Here is a 22,039-nt window from a genome sequence, read left to right as displayed (position 1 = left end):
GGCTACAAATGAGCGCTGAACTTTAAAACTGGCGCGACCAATCTTTAGGCCAGCGTTCAACAACAACTTTAGTTTGCGTGAAAAATTCTACCGCGTGTCTACCTTGACCATGTAAGTCACCGTAGAAGCTATCTTTCCAACCACTAAAGGGAAAAAATGCCATCGGTGCTGCTACACCAATATTAATGCCAATATTACCTGCTTCTGCTTCATAACGAAACTTCCGTGCTGCTGCACCACTGTTGGTAAATAAACAAGCCATATTTCCCCATTGACCACTGTTAACCAACGCGATCGCATCCTCGATTGTATCCAAGTGCATCAAACCTAATACTGGGCCAAAAACTTCTGTACGCGCCAGTTCACTATTCGGGTTGACATTTTGCAGAATCGTTGGTCGAATAAAATTACCCTGTTCATAACCAGAAATTTTCGGGTTGCGTCCGTCTACTAATACAGTTGCACCTTCATTTGCTCCCTGTTGAATTAACCCTTCAATTCGGTCGCGACTTTGAGAGGTAATTACTGGCCCCATTTGCACTTTTTCATCCAAACCATAGCCTACCATTCTGGTTTGTGCAGAGTTAGCGATCGCTTCTGTAAAAGTGTGACGCGCTTCTCCCACCGTCACTGCTAAAGAAGCTGCTAAACAACGTTGTCCCGCACACCCAAATGCACTATCTGCGGTGATGCGGGTAGTCATTTCCATATCTGCATCTGGCAAAACAATTATCGGATTTTTCGCCCCTCCCTGACATTGCACCCGCTTACCAAATGTAGCAGCACGACTGTAAACATACTGTGCTACTGGTGAGGAACCCACAAAACTAATGGCGCGAATAGTTGGATGTTCCAAAATTGCATCCACCGCTTCTTTTGCACCATTTACCAGGTTAATTACACCTTTAGGTAAACCTGTATTTTCTAACAATTCAAACACTTTTTGCATTGTTAACGGCACCCTTTCTGATGGTTTTACAATGCAGGTATTGCCGCAAGCGATCGCGTAAGGCAGAAACCAAAAAGGAATCATCCCCGGAAAATTAAAAGGTGCAATTATCGCTACAACTCCTACAGGTTGACGAATCATTATTTCATCAATTCCACGGGCAATATCTTCCAAATTGTAACCCTGCATCAGCATGGGAATTCCACAGGCAACTTCTACATTTTCTATCGCCCGTTGCATTTCCCCGCGTGACTCTGCTAAGGTTTTCCCGCATTCCAAAGTAATTGTCCGGGCTAACTCGTCAAGGTGTTCTTCTAATAAAAATTTGAGTTTGAATAAGTATTGCACTCTTTCGGTGGGTGGAGTGCGCCGCCAACTATGATAAGCCGTTGCTGCTGCTGTTGCTGCTGCGTTTACATCACTCTGGGGCGACAAAGGAACCTTCGTCAGCACTTCGGCGGTAGCAGGGTTCACCACATTTAAAAATTCGGTGGCGTGGGAAGCACACCACTCCCCATTAATATAGTTGGGTAAGGGATTGGGTGCGATCGCGGCGGATTCCATAGAAATTTAAGTAAGCGACACTATAAAAACTAATTCTAATTTTCCCCTTTAAAGGACGCGATCGCTTAGATTGAGCATATATATCTCATTGCATCACTGCACCACCCTCTACCTCTGCAAGGGTAAAGCATAAAATCCTAAGTGATTAGCAACAGGACGCTCGCGCATAGGTAGTTTAGTCTGAATCGGAGCATTTAATAAACTTGCTCCCGAAGGAGTTGCCATCACCAGAGTTGTTGAACCGCCACCATCAAGGTTGAGTGCAGCATATGCCCCTAACTCCATAACAATTTTTGTGAGTTCAGCCATTGTCACCCCCTCACTATAAAGCGGCTGCTTGCCATCTACAGCAATTAGCCAGAGTTTGTCACCTTTTTTATTAGTAGCCACTACAACACGCGGGTATGGCTTATTGTTATTGCCATTAAAATTTTTGCTTACACCATTACCCCCTGCAACCAAAACCTCACTCCCCGCAACCGCAGCAAACGTATCTTTAGGGCAAGATCCACTGTCAAAGATTTGGGCAATATTGCTTGACGAAAAGCACACTACAGGCCATTTTGATTCAAATTTAGAATAAATACGTCCATTTGCGATCGCTTGTCCCACTACGTTGACGCGATCGCCACTGTGGGGATAATAATCCCAAGGAGTTTGTTCGCGAAAAAGATAGAAGAAGCTACCATTAATCGCCAATTGCAGTTTAAATTCATTAAGAAATTCTGATGTAGTCCGCGCATTAATCTCTGTATCGTCTGGTGTTGGCATTCCCGGAGTAACTAACACTTTAACTCCTGGTGTTTTTAAGTCAACACTGACAATATGGATCATTAGCGGACGTGGTGTTGAACGGACAACACGCCTGTAAAATATACCTTGAAACAATGGTTGCTCTTTATCTATCTGGGGCGGGCGTAAAAAATGCAACCTACCGTAGAGTATCAATGGCAATATCAATAAACCAGTTCCGGCAAATAGCAAAAATCGATTTAGATAAATCTGGCGTTGAGCAGGCATCCCTTTATACAGAAACGCTAATAAAAACCTTATTATAGCAAATGAACTTGATTTTTTTACTCTTAAAAGTTGTGCTTAGAAATCAGTAATATAACAATTATTAAGTAAAAAAACATTTATATTTTTACTCTTCCTTCGCGCTCTTTGCGTCTAAGCGCTAACGCGCAGGCTCCGCCAACGCGGTTCATAAATATTTCCAAATAAAACTAGTATTAATATATAAGCTTATATTTAAAACCCCCATATTTCTTCCAAACCTTGTATCTACTTACTATGACCAATCAAAACCCTCGCAATGCCAATAAAAACTTACAAAACTGCTCTTTCAAAGGACAAAATCTCAACAATGCAGACTTCAGCGGTTGCGATATTCGAGGTTGTGATTTTAGCAATACTCTATTACAGGGAGCAAATTTTGAGCGAGTTATAGCTGGTCAATCTCCTAAAAAATTAATCATTTTAATTATAGTTGCAGTAGTAGTAGCGACCTGTGCGACAAATGCGATCGCTCGAATGATATTTGGCGCTCTCGGCCGGACTCCACAAGAACCTGGTTGGGCTTATATATTAGCTTTATATATTAGCTTAGGTGTTGCTACCCCTGCTTCAGGAACGAGAGCGATCGCAGGACGCATCGCAACGACAATCTCAGCAACAGCGTCAGGAGCTTTGCTGGGTTTCTTCTATGCCGGAACTACCGCAGGCAATAATCCGCAAATAGCGATTTTCGGTGCAGTGATAGGAGGCGTAGCGATGGCTTATGCTAGTTTCAAAATTAGAACTTCATTAGTAGCGATCGCGGTTACAATTGCCGAAGCAGTGGCAGGATATGGGTTTGCATTCTTACTGGGAGCAAATGCGATCGCGTTTTTAAGTACACATAATCTTATTTTGGGAGTCATTTGGAGCCTTCTATCACTAATTTCGATTTTGTTAGTAATGAATTCCCTAACTTTAGCTGTTAAAAAAATTAAAAGTGCTTCCGAGACATCTTTCAGAGGTGCTGACTTAACAAATGCTAAATTTGATGGTGCCCGACTTTTAAACACAGATTTTTCTGGTGCAATAGGTTATCCAAATAACTAGGTACACATAATTCAACTATAGCAATCCTAATTCATTCATAAAGAAAAATTGTAGGTTGGGTTGAGGTAACGAAACCCAACCTACTTAATCTGGCACTTCACAACTCAAATAGGATTATTATATAAAAGATTTCACACAAACCCTAGTGCCATAACTTGCTCTATTTTTTTAGCAAGCATTTCTAGAAGTAGCGGCCGACTACTGTTAATAAAAAAGTGGTCGCCGGGAAGCATTTCTAGGGAAAATAAAGAACTTGTTTGCACGCTCCAGCTTTCAATCATTTCTGGTGTCTCTCCTGAATCTTCTATTCCACCAAAGGCAGAGATAGAACAATCAAGGGGAGGTTCAGTTAGGTAAGTATATGTTCCACAGATTGAAAAATCGGCTCGCAAGATGGGCATTAACAGTTGCATCAATTCATAATGTTCTAGCACCTGTTTGGGCGTACCATTCAATTGACGTAGCTCTGACAAAAATTCAGGCTCTGGTAGCGTATGAATTAAAGGATTTAGATCGGGTATCTGAGCCGCACGGCGACCCGAAATGAAGAGATGATTTGGGGTTGGCGCTTGCTCGGAGCGGAGTTTACGAGCCAGTTCAAACCCGATCAGCGCACCCATACTGTGACCGAAAAAAGCGAAGGGAATATCCAAATAGGGATGGATAATTTGTGTTAGTATCTCGACCAGAGGTGAGATATGAGTAAAGGGTGCTTCCTTCAGCCGATCTTCTCGACCAGGGAGTTGAATAGTACAAACTTCTATATCCGGTGGTAAGCTGTTCGACCATGTACGAAAAATGGAAGCACCGCCTCCCGCATACGGGAAGCAGAATAAGCGAAAGTATGCTTCTGGATTAGGATTAGGGCATCTAACCCAAGAATTAAAGGTTGGTGTAGTCACAATTGGCGGTGTTACAGATACGTCTCCAAGCCATTAGAACGGAGCGATCGCTTTATAGTCGCTGCGACTTAACTGCGGCTATCGCTGGACTGCTGAGCAGGGTTCTGTTGTAAAAACTTGCAAAAATACTATTTGTCGTGGTATTTCAATTTATAGCATCACTACAGATAGTGCTTGAAAAATTTTTGGCAATAGAGTTTTGAAAGCCCTCAACTGCCTGCGCCACACCGTCTTCTGACCGAATCTGCTGGCTCAAGGCAGCCACGCGAGCCTGCATGGTCTTGTCGCTGGTAGCGGTATGGATAGCGTCTGCTAACCGCTCTACAGTCAGCTGTTTTTTCGGAATCGGTGGCGGTCCTACCCCTAAATCAGCAACCCGCTGCCCCCAAAAGAAGGTTTCACCAAAGGAGGGGACGATGATTGAGGGTAAACCAGCACGCAGACCAGCAAACGTTGTACCCGAACCGCCATGATGAACCATAGCCGCCATTTGCGGTAAGAGCCAGTCATGGGGAGCCGAGTCCGATGTGACACACAACACCTGATCTGACAATTCAGGATTGCTCAGACCCCCCCACCCCATATCCAAGATTGCCCGCACTCCCGTAAGAGCTATTGCTTCCAGCACCAACTTTGTCAGCGCTTCCGGGTTACGGTCAATTATACTGCCGAAGGTGACATACACCGGGGGTGAACCAGCAGCTAGGAAATCAACGAGATCGGCTGAGGGCTGCCAGTCCGGTGGGCGATCCAGAAACCAGTAGCCGGTGACGTACACCCAATCGGGCCAGTCCGGCGGCTTGGGAAGCACGGCAGGGCTGTAGCAGTAGAAAGTGGGCGACTTATAGAACCAACTAGGGACTGTGAGCGGCATGGGGGGCAGATTCAAGGTTTTTTGCCGCCACTGGTTAACCGAAGACCGAATGGATTGCCAGACAAGTTGCTGAAACAAGATGTAGGTTAGCCAGTTGTAGGTGCCGCCCAAACGCAGCCCGGTCGGGGCCCAAGGAATGGGGAAAGCACGAGTCTGGGTTGCTGGATTAGTCCATGCGCTGTAAAACGGCACGCCCAATTTTTCCGCGATATGGTAGCCCGCGATCGCCAGTGGCATACTGATAATCGCTTCCGCTCCCTGACAGGCACGCCAAGAGTCAGCTAGTAAGTCTTCCATGATCGGGCCGATGAAGTTACCGATAAAGTTGCGTGTGAAGCGAATGGTGTTGCGACCGGATTCTGAAAAAATGACTTGCCCCTCTTCTGTTGCAAACAATTCCTTGAGATTGCCAGCCAAGGGGGCGAAGTCTAGCCCCTGGCTACGCACAAAATTCTCAAAGATGGCATGGGTGGCCAAACAAACTTTATGACCTGCCGCTTGCAACCCCAGCCCTAGAGCTACGTAAGGTTGTACATCACCACGCGAACCAATTGTCAAAATCGTGATGTGCATATTTCCTCCTAGTTATTAGCACGGTTGGGACACTGGGACAATTACGGTTGCTCCTTAAATAAGATTGAGTTAGTCAACACATATAAAACACCTCCGTTATAATTACTGAATTTTTATAAAACTAGTGAGCCGTGCTGTTGATCGTAACGAGTTGACCATCTTCCATATGAACAATACGGTCAGCTATATCAAGAATGCGATTATCGTGAGTCACCATGAGAACAGCACACCCCTGTTCCTTAACCAATTGCTGCATGAGTGTCACTACGTCTCGACCCGATTTACTATCCAAAGCGGCAGTAGGTTCATCAGCTAGAACCAGCTTGGGATGACACACTAAAGCGCGTGCGATCGCTACCCGCTGTTTTTGTCCTCCTGATAGATTTTCTGGATAGTAATTAATCCGGTTCCCCAACCCAACAGCCTCAAGTGCAGCTGCTGATTTTCTACGTGCTTCGAGAATAGGAACATTTTCATGTAATTTAATAGACATTTGTACATTTTGTTGAGCTGTTAATGAGCGCAGCAAATTGTGAGATTGGAAAATATAACCAATATGGCGACGGATTTTGATGAGTTGTGCATCACTGGCTCCCCGAATCTCTTGGTCAAGAACTTTAAGGCTTCCTTCATCAACAGAGCGCAACCCCCCAATCAAAGTCAATAAGGTTGTTTTTCCCGAACCCGAGGGCCCCGATAAAATAACTATTTCTCCGGTTTTGACTTCTAAATTGATATTAGACAAAACTCGTTTGCGTAATGCTCCATTACCAAAATAATGATTGAGATACTTAATAGAGACAATATATTTTTGATCCATTAGCTTTCTAGAGTTTGTATGCGTAAATCTTTAAAAAATATCTGCTGGATCTGTACTACGCAGTCTCCGGACAGCAATAAAACCAGAAATAGCACACATCACTATTGTCAATAGCAATACTATTAAAGCTCGGTCATAGGTCATTGCAATAGGTAAAAATGTAGCATTTTTAGTTAAATCATACAGCCCTAGGGAAAGAGCAAATCCAGGGATATAACCTAAAACTGCAAGAATAATTGCTTCTTGGAAAACAACTAATTCTAAATATAAGTTTTTATATCCCATCGCTTTTAAAGTCGCGTATTCTGAAAGGTGATCGGAAACATCTGTATAAAGAATTTGATAAACTATAACTGTACCAACAATGAATCCCATTCCTACACCTAGAGTAAAGATAAAACCAATTGGTGTACTTGTTTTCCAGTAGCTTTTCTCAAAATCTACAAAACCTTGATGGGTTAAAACTCTAACATCTTTAGGTAAAGTAGCTTCTATCTGCTTAAGAATTTTTTGAGCATCAGCATTAGGTTTAAGCTGAATAAGTCCAATATCGATTTCTCCTAATTTACGATCTCTAAATAGATCCAAAAAATTTAAATCATTCACGATTACATTTCCATCAGCTCCAAAAGAAGGACCTAGTGTAAATAAACCAACAACGTTGACTCTTCTGCCGCCTAATTCGGTAGTAATGAGTTTACCCTGCTCAAATTCTGGAGCAATAGATCCATACTCTTGACGAGAAGCTCGATCGAACAAAATATTTTCACTAAGTTTAAGCTTATCTATATTCTGAGCGACTTCCGGCAATTTAAAAACAGAATCTCCAGGTCGAAAGCCATAGACATATATGGCTCGAAAGGTTCCATCTTCAGGATTTCTCCAATCTCGAAAGCCAACATATATAGGGCTAATAGATTCAACGCCATCAAAGCTCAAAACTTGATATAAACGTCGCCAAGAAAAAGTTCTCGTATAACCCAGAGACTTAGAACGAGTGCTGAGCAAAACTAAGTCGCCTTGCAAACTCTGATGTAGTCGTGTAGCGCTATCATAGAGAGCAGCTTGAAATCCTAATTGCATAAACATGAGAATAACTGCAAAAGCAATGCCTGCTAAAGCAACCAGCAGACGAAGTTTTTCTCGACTTAATTGCAGCCATGCTAAAGGTATATCAAACATTATTGCTCTGGTTTATTAAGAGAAAATTTTATTAATAATTTTATTATTTTTAGGGGAATTTACATATCAATTACTACATTAACCTGTAAATTAGTTAAAACTGAAACTCTTTGGCTATCCACTGGGTTTAGACTAATTTTTACCTCAACAATTCTCCGATTCACGTCGGCTGTGGGGTCGGTACTTAAGACATCTTGTGGATTAACCTGTAGCCCGATTTGAGTGACTGTTCCCGATAAATTGCCTGGGAAAGCATGGCTAGTAATAGTAGCTTTTTGCCCAACTTTTACTTTGCTAACATCTAATTCATAAACCTCTGCAATTACATTCATCTGATCTGTTTGTCCCAAAGCAACAATGCCTTTATTACCCGCTGTCTCTCCGGGTCTAGTATTAATTTTTAAAATTTTTCCGTCTATAGGCGCTCGAATATAGGCTAGCTCTGAATCTGCTTTAGCTTTCTTCACATTGGCAAGCGCTCTATCAATTTCAGCTTGAGCAGCTTGCACATCTGTAGGACGAATCTCAGCCATTTGATTTAGGGTTGCTTGAGCTGCTTTTATTTGCTGTTGAAAAGTTGCTTGAATCCGGTTTTGATTAACTTTGGCTTCATTTAGCTGCTCTTGTGTCGTTTTCATGAGCAGCTGCTTGCTATCTAATTGTGAAGCTGTAACTGCACCACTTTGGAACAATTTATCATAACGTTGGTACTCGATTCGAGCGTTGTTAAACTGAGCCAAAAGCCGCGCGATCGCTTGGTCTTGAGCGGCTTGTTGTCCAGCCAATTCAGCTTCTAAGCCTTCAATAGTCGCTTTTTGAGCTTCCAATTCTCCTGTTTTGGCTCCAGCCTTTACTTTAGCAAGATTGGCTTGAGCGACTTTGACATCTTCTAAAGCCAGTTTTACAGATGTTTGGAGATTTTCCAGACTATCCAAAATAGCGATCGCTTGTCCTGTTGTAACTTTATCGCCTTCCTTGACTAAAAGTTTAGCAACTCGACTTGCTCCCAATCCATTAAGAGCCGTAGGCGCAGACAAGTAAACTACTTCCCCTTCTGGTCTTAAATGTCCTAAAGCAGAAACGGCTTTATTTGTGGGAGCGATCGCTACAGGATTTGATAAGGAGGCGGACTCACTGCGTTGGAATCTCAATACATATTGTAAAGCAGCTCCGCTAAGGGCTAAAGCTGTGACAACTGTAGCAATGATAGTCCATCGTCCTGAAGGCTTCAAAAAGGGTTTATTTTTTGAAATAGAATCAGGCTTCATAGTTTATTGACTGCTTCTCCATTGCTCCATCCTCCAATTTCTCAACCCTGGCGCGAAACTCATCTTAAACCGCCAGAAGCTTATTGTCTTAATTGGAATGAGTCAATTCAGGAAATATCCGATGTGTGGTTATCGTTCATAAAGACAGACCTCTAGACGAACAAGAGAACACTTCACAAAACTCAAGGTAAACGTATCTATAATTCTGTGGAAAAGTGCATCCCGCTTTTGTCACCCACACCCTCAAGAGTGAGACGACACCTATCGTGCGCTGAGGCGGACTTAAGACATAGCCTGCTAGTCACGGCGAGAGTTTGTTCGCCCTTGACTTTATTTGTCAGGTGTTTATAGCCATATTCAGCTTCATTGACTCATGAGATTTTGCGGTTCAAAGATTAATTGATGCAACTCACTCGTTCAATGAGGCTTTTATCCAGGCAAGTGACATACATTACTATGACTTACTGCGTGATTTTATCAGGCTAGTCTTTACAAGATGGAGATTGGACGAATGACCGATATAGTGGCGCTCCAGGTAAGTGAGTTAGCCGCGCAATTGCTTATTCTTGGGGAATTTTGGGGATTTATAGCTCATCGTTGAGTTCTATACTAGAATGCCAATTTAGTTTTTTCAAGTAGTCTTTGCTACTTTTTTCAGATGAAGTTTATAAAAAAGCCGAAAACCTACTTGCCAAATAAATGAAAATATATCAAAAGGGTGATGCAAATAATAATTTCTGCTAAAATTCCGAACCTTAGGCTCTCCTCGAAGCTGGTTTTTAGCTTTTTTCTTTCTCCAGATAGTTAGTTACAAACTTTGCTGTTAAACACTTCTATCCTTTCTCTAGTACTCTGATGTATCCATAACAACATACTTATTTAACATTGAGTATGCCTTTGGGCTGATCCAGTAGAAACACGTAGTCATTTATGTTGTTTTGATGAAGTTGCGAAAAACAACTAGACATATTTATGAAAAGTATGCTAGGTTTCCGTTAGAAAATCGCCAAAAGATCCATTTTCAACAAAGTGTTCCGAGCCTGAGAGAGGGCAAATAAACTTTTCTCTAACCGCCAAAATTTGCAACTCTACATGAGAGGTTTTTGATTGTAAAAATATCTGAAACCTTAGTAATGTCGAGAATTGCAGACTTATGAAGAGGCAAAAAATACCAATTGTCTGGCTTCCATATTGGGTATCAACGGTTACAGATTTGATGATATTTACAGTATTTTTCTCAAGAAAGTCTATCTAGAAAATGTTTTTTTGAGAATCGTTCAAAGGTCGAAAGCTTTTTCATTCCCACTGTTACCTGTCTGTACAGGTAACAAATATAACCTGTAAAAATCTAGCTTCAGCGAAGTAAAGAGCTGAATGAATTAGTTTTTATAGAAACTTAGATAAAGAATATTTATTGGAGAAATAAATATTTACTGAATTTTTGGGATAACCTGACAGGAGAGTAAACAAAGTTACTGTTTTTTCAAGAGAAAATAGGTTGACTTCGGTTAATTGTCCCTAAAGGAAATGAACTGATATCCATAGGGAAGCAGGTATTTGAAGATATTCTCAGGAGTACGGAATGACTACTTGTTTAGATTATTCGGCAGACATCCGGCATGAATTTTCGACTTTGGTAGACCTGCTGGACTACAGAGCCAAAAATCAGCCAGACTCTACAGCTTATACTTTTTTGCAGGACGGAGAAACAGAAGCTGTTACGCTGACATACAAAGAATTGGATCGACAAGCGCGAGCGATCGCATCTCAACTTCAGAGCCTGGATGCGCCAGGTTCTCGTGCTTTGCTGCTTTATCCACCAGGTTTAGAGTTCATTGCTGCCTTCTTTGGGTGTTTATATGCCTCTGTTGTAGCTGTCCCAGCATATCCACCAAGGCGCAATCAGAATCTGTCCAGATTGCAAGCGATCGCATCTTCTTGCCAAGCAACAATAGCCCTCACAACCACATCCTTGTCTGGCAGCATAGAAGATCGCTTTACCGAAGATGCAGAATTCAGCAGATTCCACTGGCTAGCCACAGATAACATCAACAGCGACCAAGCCCAGACATGGCAGAAACCAGGCTTGGGCCAGAGTACCCTAGCTTTTATCCAATACACATCAGGCTCTACAGGTACGCCCAAAGGAGTCATGATCACTCACGGCAATCTGTGGCACAATTCCGCCTTGATCCATCAGAGTTTCGCTGATACGCCCAACTCTCAGGGCGTAACCTGGCTGCCGTCCTACCACGATATGGGATTAATTGGGGGAGTGCTGCAACCCCTATATGTTGGCGCTCCGATGGTTTTGATGCCAGCAGTAGCGTTTATGCAAAGACCCTTCCGCTGGCTAGAAGCTATTTCCCGCTACAAAGCGACTACTAGCGGCGGGCCTAATTTTGCTTATGACCTTTGTATTCGTAAAATTACCCCAGAACAACGAGCAACTCTTGACCTGAGTAGCTGGGAAGTAGCTTTCACCGGAGCTGAACCCGTCCGCGCCGAAACCCTAGAGCAGTTTGCCAGCACCTTCGCTGATTGCGGTTTCCGCAAAGAAGCATTTCACCCCTGCTACGGAATGGCGGAAACAACCCTGATTGTTTCGGGAGGTTTGAAAAAAGCTCCACCGATTATTCGTCAGGTTGATGGCGCAGCCCTTGAGCGAAACCGCGTAGTGGCATCTGTTGGCAAGTCGGAAAGCACCCGGACAATTGTCGGTTGCGGTCAGACTTGGTTAGACCAGAAAATCCTGATTGTCGATCCTGAGTCTTTAACCCCGTGTCCAGATACCCAAATCGGAGAGATTTGGGTATCCGGGCCGAGTGTAGCTGACGGCTATTGGAACCGACCAGAGGAAACAGAAAAAACTTTCCACGCCTATCTAGCAGATACGAAAGAAGGGCCATTTCTGCGTACAGGGGACTTGGGATTTTTGCAGGATGGCGAATTGTTTATCACCGGGCGGATTAAAGATGTGATTATCATCCGGGGGCAAAACCATTATCCCCAGGATATTGAACTGACAGTAGAAAAGAGCCATCCAGCACTGCGGCCTGGTTGTGGGGCAGCGTTTGCGGTGGAATTAAAAGGCGAACGACTGGTAATCGTTCAGGAAGTTGAGCGAACTTACCTGCGGAAGCTGGATGTGAATGAAGTAGTAGGGGCTATTCGCCAGGCTGTGGCGGCGGAACACGCTCTACAGATTTATGCAACAGTGCTGGTGAAAACTGGCAGTATCCCCAAGACTTCGAGTGGTAAAATTCAACGCCATGCTTGTCGGTCTGGGTTTCTCAGTGGAAGTTTGAATGTCATCGAGGATTGGAGTGAGAATCCTCAGGGCAAATCTAAGTTTCTCAATCTACAGGCTGAGGTCGAATCCGTATTACAGAAATTATCCACAGGCAAACAGCTAAGCTGACACGCCTTAGTCAGTCGTCATCTTAAGAGCTGTCAAGTTGAAACGAAGGTCTGTTCTAGCAACTTTCCAACCTTATAACGGCAACTGACAACAGAGTAGCTATTTTCCTCATTTTCTTTGTGGATAAGGGTGTGTATGGGAGCAGATGTGGTGAAAAAAATTCTGGTAATTGAACAGGAAACACCTACCCGGAACCTTTTTCTCAAAGGTCTTAAAGCTAAAGGTTTCTACACTATCAGTGCTGATAACGGTCGAGTTGGGGTTCATCTGGCACAGGAGAATTTACCCGATGTGATAATTTCCGGCATTATGATGTCGGAACTCGATGGTTACGATGTTCTGACGGCGGTGCGCTCTAACCCAGTGACAGCGATTATCCCCTTCATTTTTGTCACTGCCAAGCTGACTCGGAACGATCTCCGCAAAGCTATGGAACTGGGAGCGGATGACTATCTCACCAAACCCTGTACTTTAGAAGAATTACACCGAGCGATCGCTGCCCAATTGGAAAAACAGACCGTTCTTCGCCAGTTGTACTCCCAACCATCTCCGCCAGTCCCAGCAGCATCATCCACAGAAACTGCAACTATAACAATAACAACTGCTGCGGACTTAACTTTTCCCTCCAACCCTCCCTTGAGTGAGGTATTTCGTTTCATCGAGGCTAATTATCATCGCGCGATCGCTCTCGGCGATGTCGCTCAAGCAGTTGGTTACTCCCCAGCTTACTTAACTAACCTGACCCGACGACAGACCGGACAAACCGTGCAACGCTGGATAATCCAGCGCCGGATGGCAGCAGCCCGTTCCTTACTTCTAGAGACTGACCAGGCAGTAGAGCATATTGCTCCTAAAGTGGGCTATCACAATGCGGTTCATTTCTTTCGCCAGTTTCGCCAATTCCACGGCACAACTCCCCAAGCTTGGAGAAACACCAATCGCAGCTAGATCGACACAAACAAGATCGAAAGAATTGTTAGTCAGATCGACAAATTAATCATTGTAATAGCATCAAACATTTTCTAAGATTCTTCTAGCAGCCTCTTTAATATTCTTGGGGAAGAGTAACCAAAGAGGACATTAGAACAATGAGAACTTTTTAGCTCTCAGGCACCATTTCGCACGATAAGCGAGAACAAATCGTCGATATCAGGTTGTCTTTAAAAAATATCTTTTTGTCATAATGGCAACCTGAAGCCAATTTTTGTCAGCTTGGTCATTAGTTCAACCGCAAATAAAGCTAATACGGCTTGAACCAAAGGCACGGGAAATCTTGAGAATTTATACCAGTTGTGCTGGAGTCTAAACAGCAGCTAAATTACCTACATTTATGGCACTCATTCCTTAGCCATCAGTACAACTGACAGTCAGCAAAAAAACAGCACTTGAAACCCTGAAGGTTAAAACAATGCAAATCCAGAATCTTCAAGCCACAAATATGTCTACGGCTTCGGGAGTGATTATCAAAGAAGCGCCGACGGCACCAGAAATTCAAGCGTGGATTGTCTCCTATCTAGCTGAACTACTAGAAATTGATCCGGATGAAGTTAATGTTACGATTCCCTTTGACCAATACGGTCTAGACTCCTCAGCAGCAGTTGGTATGACCGGGGACATGGAAGATTGGATGGGAAGAAAACTCGATCCAACCCTACTGTACGATTACCCCACCATTCAGGGTTTGGCTAGGCATTTGGCTGAGGAATTAAAAATCAAAGTGTAAGGCTGGGGACTGGGGGCTGGAAACTGGGAACTGGAAATAAGAAATTCCTAGTGGAAGAAGAATCAACATTTGCACTCTTACGCTTTCAGGAAAAGGTTAATTATGGTAGATACAGCAACACCAGCTTTAAAATTTGAATCTTCGACTCTATCGGAGGAAAAGGTAAAGAAGCATATCAAAATCACCGAAATCAACTATCGTCGGAACACTGATTCCGACTACACTGAGAAAATCGAGGAATTAGACAAAAACTTTAACTACAGCAGCAACAGCGATTATTATTGGAGTCAGCCGGAGCTTTCAATGCTTTACGGCACCCCACTTTATGAACAAGCCTCCGACTCCCAAAAGAAAGCTCTAAATCACGTTTATTGGGCAACGCAGTATAACCAAACTGCTGCTACCGAAGCTAATGCCGTACTTTACAATCAGGTGACTGCTGGGGTTTTTGCTCAGATGAGTGATTACAAAACACTCTGCCAAGAACTAGACCTAGAGACAGAACAGGAACGTCATCACATTCATGCCTTTCACACAATTGGTTATAAAACGAAAAAAGCCCTGCTAGGGAAGACAGCATTTAGTGCGCCTAAGCAAGGAAAGTCAAACCAATTGAACAAAAATCAACCACAACTTTTCAGCTTTAACTTGCAAAGTTCGCCGATGTCGGCGTTTCAGGACACCGCCTTTCGCTTTATCACCAATAAGGTGATGCTCAAGAACCAAGCACAGTATTATTCCCACTATTTGAGAGAATTGGAGCAAAAAGGCGAGTTTATTCCAGCACAAACGACTGGCTTGTTGGGGCAAATAGCACCAAAACCGATGTTACAGTTTTTTACCTTAAACTGTGGCAGTTCGCCCTTCTTGGCTTGCGTGTTCTACGTCACGCGGTTTTTAGCCAATATGTTGCTCAAGAACTATGAATACCGCTATGTCCAATACTACAGAGACTTAGAGAGGCAAGGCGAGTTTATCCCAGCCCCGACAGCTGTCTCCTATAACCATCTGATGGATGAATCTTTCCACACTACAACGAGCGAACTAATCGCTCAAGATTTGTATAAGGATTTCTCGAAGCCAACAGCATATGAGAAATTCATCGCTAATGTAACCATCTATCGGGCGCAAAGTGTCGGTTTGAGCGGTCTTTCTGGTGGACTACCGGGGATATTTAGAACTGATGCTTCTTTCATGCTCTCGTTTTACAAGCTGCTTCAGTCTCCTGTATTTAATATGTCCTCCCAAGAAGCACTCCAGTGGGTTGAGAAGTGTTTGTGTCAAGAACACGAGGGTTTCTATATAAATCTCAAGTATCACCAACGCCTGCTGATAGATTTGCGTAGGTTTTTTGAGGAGATGGATTACCTTTGGCCTGTCAACCGTGAAATGCGCCTGATGGCTACAGGAGGCTCGATTGAGCGGGCTATCAAAACTAATATTAAGGCTTTTGACGAGTTATCCCGATCTGTCGCCTAAGTCTGTCGCCTAAGAAAGTGCGGTGTAGGTTGGGTGTTCGGTACTCAACCATTCGTGTCCTGTCAACTGGATAAATGGTTGGGTTTCCCGACAGTAATTCCAACCTAAAAATTGACCATGAGAGGCTTTGCAGTGGAACCTATAGCAATTATTGGTCTTGGTTGCCGTTTTCCGGGAGCTAACGATCCGGAAGCTTTCTGGCAACTATTGAGTAACGGTGTGGATGCGATCGCGCAAGTGCCAAAAGAGCGATGGGATATTGACGCATTCTATGACCCAGAACCAGGTAAGCCGGGAAAAATGAGTACCCGCTGGGGTGGCTTCTTGGAACAAGTGGATCAATTTGAACCCAGCTTCTTCGGGATTGCTCCCCGCGAGGTGGAGCGAATGGACCCCCAGCAAAGGCTGGCGTTGGAAGTAGCTTGGGAAGCCCTGGAAAATGCCGCAATCGTGCCATCAAAGCTCAGTGGCACTCAAACAGGGGTTTTCATGGCAATCGGCAACTATGACTATTGCAGATTGCTAACCAAAGATTTAAACCTGGTCAACGCTTACGATGGCACTGGCAACACCCTCTCTATTACCGCCAATCGCCTATCGTACATTCTGAATCTGCGCGGGCCAAGTGTGGTAATTGAAACTGCCTGTTCTTCTTCTCTGGTTGCATTACATTATGCTTGCCGAAGTTTGGAGAGTGGAGAGTCTAATTTGTGCTTGGTAGGTGGAGTCAGTTTGATGCTGTCTCCGGAGCCATTTATTACCTACTCCCATGCGCGGATGATGGCGGCGGACGGTCGCTGTAAAACTTTTGATGCCAGTGCGGATGGTTATGTCCGGGGAGAAGGATGCGGTGTTGTAGTCCTCAAGCGTCTTTCGGATGCTCTCCGAGATGGAGACAACATTAAAGCAGTTATCAAAGGTTCAGCTGTTAACCAAGATGGCCTAAGCAATGGACTCACAGCACCGAATGGCCCTTCTCAGCAAGCGGTGATCCGTCAAGCTTTGGAAAATGCTCATGTGCAAGCAACGCAGATTAGCTATGTTGAAGCTCATGGTACTGGCACATCTTTAGGAGATCCCATCGAATTTAAATCTCTCAAAGCTGTGCTAATGCAGAATCGCGAGCCAGATCAACCTTGTTGGATTGGCTCGGTTAAAACTAATATTGGTCATTTGGAAGCTGCTTCTGGGATGGCTAGTGTCATCAAGGTGGTACTTTCGCTGCAACATAAAGAAATTCCACCGCACTTGCATCTCAAGCAGCTGAATCCTTATATTTCTTTGGAAGGGACGACCTTTGCTATTCCTGCTGAGTCTCAAGCTTGGGATGTTGGTACACAGAGACGCTTAGCTGGGATTAGTGCGTTTGGTTTCGGTGGGACGAATTGCCATGCAATTTTGGAGGAAGCACCGCAGAACCTTACCCCGCCTCCTGCTACGGCTCCCATCTGGGCAAGTTTAGAGGGGTTGGGGGTGACGTGCGATCAGCTAACGGATGATATTACAACTCTCGAACGTCCTCTGCATCTTCTTACCCTTTCGGCAAAGACTGAGAACGCTTTGGGGGAATTGGCACAACGTTATGCAAATTTCTTCGCGACGCATCCTGAAGCATCGTTGGAGGATGTTTGCTTTACTGCAAATACAGCGCGATCGCATTTTGACCATCGTTTTGTTGTCACAGCTGAATCTACTGTGCAGTTGCAAGAGCAGTTAACAGCTTTTGCAACTGGTAAAGAAACTGTCGGACTGGTCAGCAACCCGGTAAAAAGCAATAAGCGCCCGAAAATAGCATTTTTATTTACAGGTCAAGGTTCGCAGTATGTGGGGATGGGACGCGAACTCTACGCAACGCAACCTATTTTCCGCCAAGCACTTGATTGTTGCGATCGCATTCTGCGTCCTGATTTAGAACAACCCTTACTATCAGTTCTATATCCCGAATCAGGGATGAATTCCCCTCTAAATGAAACCGCATACACGCAACCTGCATTATTTGCACTGGAATATGCACTCTTCCAGTTATGGAAATCTTGGGGTCTAACTCCGGATGTTGTCATGGGTCATAGTGTAGGGGAATATGTCGCCGCCTGTGTTGCGGGGGTATTCAGCCTGGAAGATGGTCTAAAATTGATTGCCGAACGCGCCCGTTTGATGCAGGCTTTGCCCGCAGGTGGTGAGATGGTGGCGGTGTTTGCTTCGGAAACCAAAGTGCAAGCAGTCATCCAACCATATATCCAAGAGGTAGCGATCGCTGCCATTAATGGCCCAAAGAGTATTGTTATTTCTGGTCAGGCTGAAGCTGTCGGACAAGCGATCGCATCTTTGCAAGCTGAAGGCATCAAGACGAAAAAGTTGACTGTTTCCCATGCCTTCCACTCTCCCTTGATGTCGCCAATGCTGGCAGATTTTGAGCGAGTTGCCGCAGAGATCGCATATTCTTCGCCCAAAATCAAGTTAGTTTCCAATGTTACTGGGGAACTAGCAACAGATGCGATCGCCACCCCTGAGTATTGGTGTCGTCATGTGCTTGAGCCAGTCCGATTTGGCAAGAGCATGGAAACCCTTTATCACAAGGGTTATAAGGTATTTGTCGAGATCGGGCCGAAGCCGATTTTGTTGGGGATGGGACGCTACTGCTTGCCAGATGCAGAGACATTTGCATCTTTACCAAGTTTGCGTCCAGAGCGTTCAGATTGGGAGCAAATCCTCCAGAGTTTAGCAGAACTATATGTGCGTGGAGTAGCTGTAGACTGGTCTGGCTTTGACCAAGATTACCCCCGTCGCCGTCTGCAACTACCAACGTATCCATTCCAGCGACAGCGGTATTGGGTAGAGTTCTCTGAAAATGGTCACTCAAACGAAAAGCCTCTCACCCCAATGGTTAAGCTTCTGAACCAGGGGGATACTCAACAGCTAATTCAGCAGTTAGAAACCATAGGGAAACTTTCAGAAGATGAGTTGAAATTATTGCCGAAGCTGCTGGAATTATTAGTTAAGCAAAATAAACAGCCGCTAACAGCAGCATCCATCAAAGATGGGCTTTATGAGATAGAGTGGCAACTTAAACCACGTCAGTTGACGGAAAACCAAACGATTCAGCCCGCTGAGTCCAGCTCCCCTCCCCTCGCAGGGGAGAGGTCTAGCCGTTGGCTGATTTTTGCAGACTTGGGGGGTGTAGGGGGAAATTTAGCGATTTTGCGCGATCGCTGCAACTGTATTCTGGTCTATCCGGGAGACACCTATCAAACCACAGAACCCGGAACCTACACGATCAACCCTTCCAATCCAGCCGACTTTGAGCGATTATTCCAAGAAATAGGAAATCTACCTTTACAGGGAATCCTCCACCTGTGGAGTTTAGAGGCGGGATTGGCAGATAAGTTAACAATTCCCTCTCTAGAGAATGCACAAACTCTAGGCGTTGCTAGTGTACTAAATTTACTGCAAACTCTGACTGGGAAAGAAAATCAATTCTCAATTTCCAATTCCCAACCCAAGTTGTGGTTAGTAACGCGGGGTGCAGTACCAGTTGGTGGTTCGCTTTCGGGAGTTGCTCAAGCACCCTTATGGGGATTGGGCAAAGTCGTGGCTCTGGAACACCGGGAATTGTGGGGTGGAATGCTCGATTTAGCCCCTAAAGCAACTGAAGATGAAGCAGCGAAACTGTTAGCAGAAATTGAGAATGCACAAGGGGAAGACCATCTCGCCTTCCGGGATGGACAGCGTTATGTCGCCCGTTTGGTGCAAAAGCAACTACCAGAATCTCAAGGCGTGGCGTTAAATGCTGATAGCACTTATCTGATTACTGGGGGTTTGGGAGCCTTGGGGCTGAAAGTTGCCCAGTGGATGCTGGAACAGGGCGCTAAACACCTGGTACTAACTGGACGCAGTGCAGTTTCCAGTCAGGCGCGGGAAGTTATTACCCAGATGGAGCAAGCAGGAGCCAAGATTTTAGTTGCTCAGGCAGATGTCTGCAATGGGGGGGATATGCTCAGAGTGCTTGAGGAAGTTAAAACCTCAATGCCACCCCTACGCGGGGTTATTCATGCTGCTGGGGTTTCTCGATATGAAGCGATCGCAGACATGGATTTAAACGCCCTTAACTCTGTGTTGCGTCCGAAGTTAGTAGGAACTTGGATTCTGCATCAACTTACCCAAAAAATCAAGCTGGACTTTTTCGTTAGCTTCTCCTCAATATCTGCGGTGTGGGGTTCTAAAGGACAAGCCCACTATGCAGCGGCGAACCATTTCCTAGATATGTTGGCACATTATCGTCTTGGACTTGGGCTACCAGCTTTAAGTGTAAATTGGGGCCCTTGGGCTGGCGGCGGTATGGCGCTAGAAGAATTCCAGACATTCTTGACGCGGATGGGAGTGGAAGCATTGCAACCACAGCAAGCACTTTCCGCCTTGGGATATCTTCTAGGAGCAGGTTGCGTTCAGACAACAGTGGCGAATGTCGATTGGACTTTATTCAAAGACCTTTATGAAGCCAGAGGGAAGCGATCGCTATTAGAACTGCTTGAGGTGCGATCGCCCGAAACGCCACAACAGTCAGTGCAACGATCGGAGATTCTACAACGATTGGAGACAACTCCTGTAAGCGATCGCCACTCTCTGTTAATAACTCACCTCCAAAGTGAAGTTGCAAAAGTGCTGCGCTTACCTCAATTGCCAGATCCGCAGCAAGGTCTATTTGATCTAGGAATGGACTCTCTCATGGCAGTTGAGGTTGTCAGTTTGATTCGCTCTCAATTACAAATCGAATTACCTGTCAGGGAGTTTCTAGAAGCATCAAACATTACCCTGCTGGCAGCGCTATTGCTGAAGCAACTGACACCAGATATTTCTACAGTAGATGTGACAGTAAATGTCTTAAATCTCTACGATGAAGCTGTCTTAGATGAGGCAATTAATCCCAACACAGCAAATGAGCAGACGGAAGCAGCTTCGATTCTCTTAACTGGTGCCAGTGGATTTTTAGGAGCCTTTTTGCTTAAAGAACTCCTCGAACAGACTAACGCAAACATCTATTGCTTAGTACGGGCTGCCGATGCTGAAGTAGGCAAGCTGAAAATCCAAAACAATCTGAAATCTTACGACCTATGGAAGGAGAAGTACAATTCGAGAATTATTTCAATCGCCGGAAATTTATCTCAGCCACGGTTGGGGCTTTCAACAGAACAATTTGAAAATCTTGCCCGCACAATTGATATTATTTATCACAATGCGGCAACTTTGAATTTTGTTTATCCTTATTCAGCATTAAAGCCAACTAATGTTTTGGGTACGCAAGAAATCCTCAGGTTAGCTTGTCAATTTAAAGTCAAGCCCCTGCATTATGTTTCGACTGATGCCGTTTTTGATTCATCTGGTTATTACGGAAAGGAGGTGCAAGAGTCAGAGCCAACTATTCATATTGAGGGAATAGACCTTGGTTATACCCAAACAAAATGGGTAGCGGAAAAGTTAGTTACCATAGCACGCGATCGCGGACTTCCAGTTTCTATCTACAGACCGCCTTTAATTGCCGGAGACAGCAAAACAGGAATTTGGAATACAGATGATTTTACCTGCCGATTTCTTAAAGGTTGTATCCAAATGGGTAGTATGCCAAATATGAACTGTGGCATAACTATTGTGCCTGTGGATTATGTCAGCCAAGCGGTTGTCTATCTATCAAGGCAGAAAGAATCACTCGGAAAAGCTTTTCACTTAAATAATCCTAACTTTTCGAGTTGGGATGAAGTAGCAAATTGGATCGATGATTTGGGCTATCCAGTGCGACAGATTTCCTATGAAGAATGGGAAGCAGAGTTAATAGAAACAGTTGGTTCTAAAGACAATGCTTTAAGCGGTCTTTTACCTTTCTTTCTGCGGAGGTGGTCTGATGAACAACTGACCTTTGCCGGGCTAGGACAACGAAGAGTCAAACTCAACTGTCAAGATACAGTAACCAAGCTTGCAGATTCTGCGATCGCTTGTCCTCGCGTAGACTCTAAACTGCTGAAAACCTATTTCTCATACTTCAGTCGTAGTGGATTCCTAAATGCACCGAAAGTGCGGGCATGAGTACCAGTTGATTGATAAGCTGTTCATTTAGTTTGAATGTTTGCTGTGAGGGGAATTACTAATCATTAGCAATTAATGATTAGAAACTAATATCGGAGGAGTA

The 22,039-nt window shown here is 44.3% G+C and carries 13 protein-coding genes; 6 read left to right on the top strand and 7 right to left on the bottom strand.

Features of this window, described 5'->3' with window-relative positions:
• Positions 1-22: 22 nt before the first annotated feature.
• Together H6F66_RS16875 and H6F66_RS16870 are read right to left on the bottom strand one after the other, a co-directional pair.
• Complete coding sequence (locus tag H6F66_RS16875) at positions 23-1,513, bottom strand: CoA-acylating methylmalonate-semialdehyde dehydrogenase (protein ID WP_190423386.1); 1,491 nt, start codon at positions 1,511-1,513, stop codon at positions 23-25.
• A gap of 108 nt (positions 1,514-1,621) precedes the next feature.
• Complete coding sequence (locus tag H6F66_RS16870; protein WP_190423384.1) at positions 1,622-2,533, bottom strand: phosphodiester glycosidase family protein; 912 nt, start codon at positions 2,531-2,533, stop codon at positions 1,622-1,624.
• 273 nt (positions 2,534-2,806) lie between these two features.
• Between H6F66_RS16870 and H6F66_RS16865 the strand changes: the two genes are divergently transcribed.
• Positions 2,807-3,619 carry a pentapeptide repeat-containing protein gene (locus tag H6F66_RS16865; RefSeq protein ID WP_190423382.1) on the top strand — a complete coding sequence of 271 codons (813 nt, stop codon included), beginning with the start codon at positions 2,807-2,809 and terminating at the stop codon, positions 3,617-3,619.
• A gap of 131 nt (positions 3,620-3,750) precedes the next feature.
• On the opposite strand, the gene H6F66_RS16860 is transcribed toward H6F66_RS16865, so the two are convergent.
• The 5 genes from H6F66_RS16860 to H6F66_RS16840 form a co-directional block, all read right to left on the bottom strand.
• The gene (locus H6F66_RS16860) at positions 3,751-4,521 is read right to left on the bottom strand and encodes a thioesterase II family protein (protein WP_347269397.1); all 771 of its coding nucleotides are present in this window, start codon (positions 4,519-4,521) and stop codon (positions 3,751-3,753) included.
• A gap of 145 nt (positions 4,522-4,666) precedes the next feature.
• Complete coding sequence (locus tag H6F66_RS16855; RefSeq protein ID WP_190423380.1) at positions 4,667-5,968, bottom strand: glycosyltransferase; 1,302 nt, start codon at positions 5,966-5,968, stop codon at positions 4,667-4,669.
• A 121-nt stretch (positions 5,969-6,089) separates the two neighbouring features.
• A complete protein-coding gene (locus tag H6F66_RS16850; protein ID WP_190423378.1) occupies positions 6,090-6,788 on the bottom strand; it encodes a DevA family ABC transporter ATP-binding protein in 699 nt (232 codons plus the stop codon).
• 30 nt (positions 6,789-6,818) lie between these two features.
• On the bottom strand, positions 6,819-7,970 hold the full coding sequence (gene devC, locus H6F66_RS16845; protein ID WP_190423376.1) for an ABC transporter permease DevC: 1,152 nt from the start codon (positions 7,968-7,970) through the stop codon (positions 6,819-6,821).
• Positions 7,971-8,029: 59 nt separating this feature from the next.
• Positions 8,030-9,238, bottom strand: coding sequence for an ABC exporter membrane fusion protein (locus tag H6F66_RS16840; RefSeq protein WP_190423374.1), 1,209 nt, complete (start codon positions 9,236-9,238; stop codon positions 8,030-8,032).
• 1,582 nt (positions 9,239-10,820) lie between these two features.
• Between H6F66_RS16840 and H6F66_RS16835 the strand changes: the two genes are divergently transcribed.
• From H6F66_RS16835 to H6F66_RS16815, 5 genes are all read left to right on the top strand, one after another.
• Positions 10,821-12,659: a fatty acyl-AMP ligase gene (locus H6F66_RS16835; protein WP_199295456.1), complete on the top strand. Its 1,839-nt coding sequence runs from the start codon at positions 10,821-10,823 to the stop codon at positions 12,657-12,659.
• A 135-nt stretch (positions 12,660-12,794) separates the two neighbouring features.
• Positions 12,795-13,607 carry a DNA-binding response regulator gene (locus H6F66_RS16830; RefSeq protein WP_190423372.1) on the top strand — a complete coding sequence of 271 codons (813 nt, stop codon included), beginning with the start codon at positions 12,795-12,797 and terminating at the stop codon, positions 13,605-13,607.
• 460 nt (positions 13,608-14,067) lie between these two features.
• Positions 14,068-14,382 (top strand): acyl carrier protein, encoded by a 315-nt coding sequence (locus tag H6F66_RS16825; RefSeq protein WP_190423370.1) that lies wholly within the window; start codon positions 14,068-14,070, stop codon positions 14,380-14,382.
• A gap of 102 nt (positions 14,383-14,484) precedes the next feature.
• Positions 14,485-15,861: a hypothetical protein gene (locus tag H6F66_RS16820; protein WP_190423368.1), complete on the top strand. Its 1,377-nt coding sequence runs from the start codon at positions 14,485-14,487 to the stop codon at positions 15,859-15,861.
• 117 nt (positions 15,862-15,978) lie between these two features.
• A complete protein-coding gene (locus H6F66_RS16815) occupies positions 15,979-21,936 on the top strand; it encodes a type I polyketide synthase (RefSeq protein ID WP_190423366.1) in 5,958 nt (1,985 codons plus the stop codon).
• Positions 21,937-22,039 lie beyond the last annotated feature (103 nt).

The sequence above is a fragment of the Trichocoleus sp. FACHB-6 genome (assembly GCF_014695815.1).
GTDB classification, from domain to species: Bacteria; Cyanobacteriota; Cyanobacteriia; order Cyanobacteriales; family FACHB-T130; genus Funiculus; species Funiculus sociatus.
This window is presented reverse-complemented; position numbering and strand designations above follow the sequence as displayed.

Bases quoted from the DNA above. Each gene is read 5' to 3' on its own strand.
- devC (WP_190423376.1), bottom strand. From the start codon at position 7,970: ATGTTTGATATACCTTTAGCATGGCTGCAATTAAGTCGAGAAAAACTT.
- H6F66_RS16875 (WP_190423386.1), bottom strand. From the start codon at position 1,513: ATGGAATCCGCCGCGATCGCACCCAATCCCTTACCCAACTATATTAAT.
- H6F66_RS16870 (WP_190423384.1), bottom strand. From the start codon at position 2,533: ATGCCTGCTCAACGCCAGATTTATCTAAATCGATTTTTGCTATTTGCC.
- H6F66_RS16820 (WP_190423368.1), top strand. From the start codon at position 14,485: ATGGTAGATACAGCAACACCAGCTTTAAAATTTGAATCTTCGACTCTA.
- H6F66_RS16835 (WP_199295456.1), top strand. From the start codon at position 10,821: ATGACTACTTGTTTAGATTATTCGGCAGACATCCGGCATGAATTTTCG.
- H6F66_RS16865 (WP_190423382.1), top strand. From the start codon at position 2,807: ATGACCAATCAAAACCCTCGCAATGCCAATAAAAACTTACAAAACTGC.
- H6F66_RS16815 (WP_190423366.1), top strand. From the start codon at position 15,979: ATGAGAGGCTTTGCAGTGGAACCTATAGCAATTATTGGTCTTGGTTGC.
- H6F66_RS16850 (WP_190423378.1), bottom strand. From the start codon at position 6,788: ATGGATCAAAAATATATTGTCTCTATTAAGTATCTCAATCATTATTTT.
- H6F66_RS16830 (WP_190423372.1), top strand. From the start codon at position 12,795: ATGGGAGCAGATGTGGTGAAAAAAATTCTGGTAATTGAACAGGAAACA.
- H6F66_RS16840 (WP_190423374.1), bottom strand. From the start codon at position 9,238: ATGAAGCCTGATTCTATTTCAAAAAATAAACCCTTTTTGAAGCCTTCA.
- H6F66_RS16855 (WP_190423380.1), bottom strand. From the start codon at position 5,968: ATGCACATCACGATTTTGACAATTGGTTCGCGTGGTGATGTACAACCT.
- H6F66_RS16825 (WP_190423370.1), top strand. From the start codon at position 14,068: ATGCAAATCCAGAATCTTCAAGCCACAAATATGTCTACGGCTTCGGGA.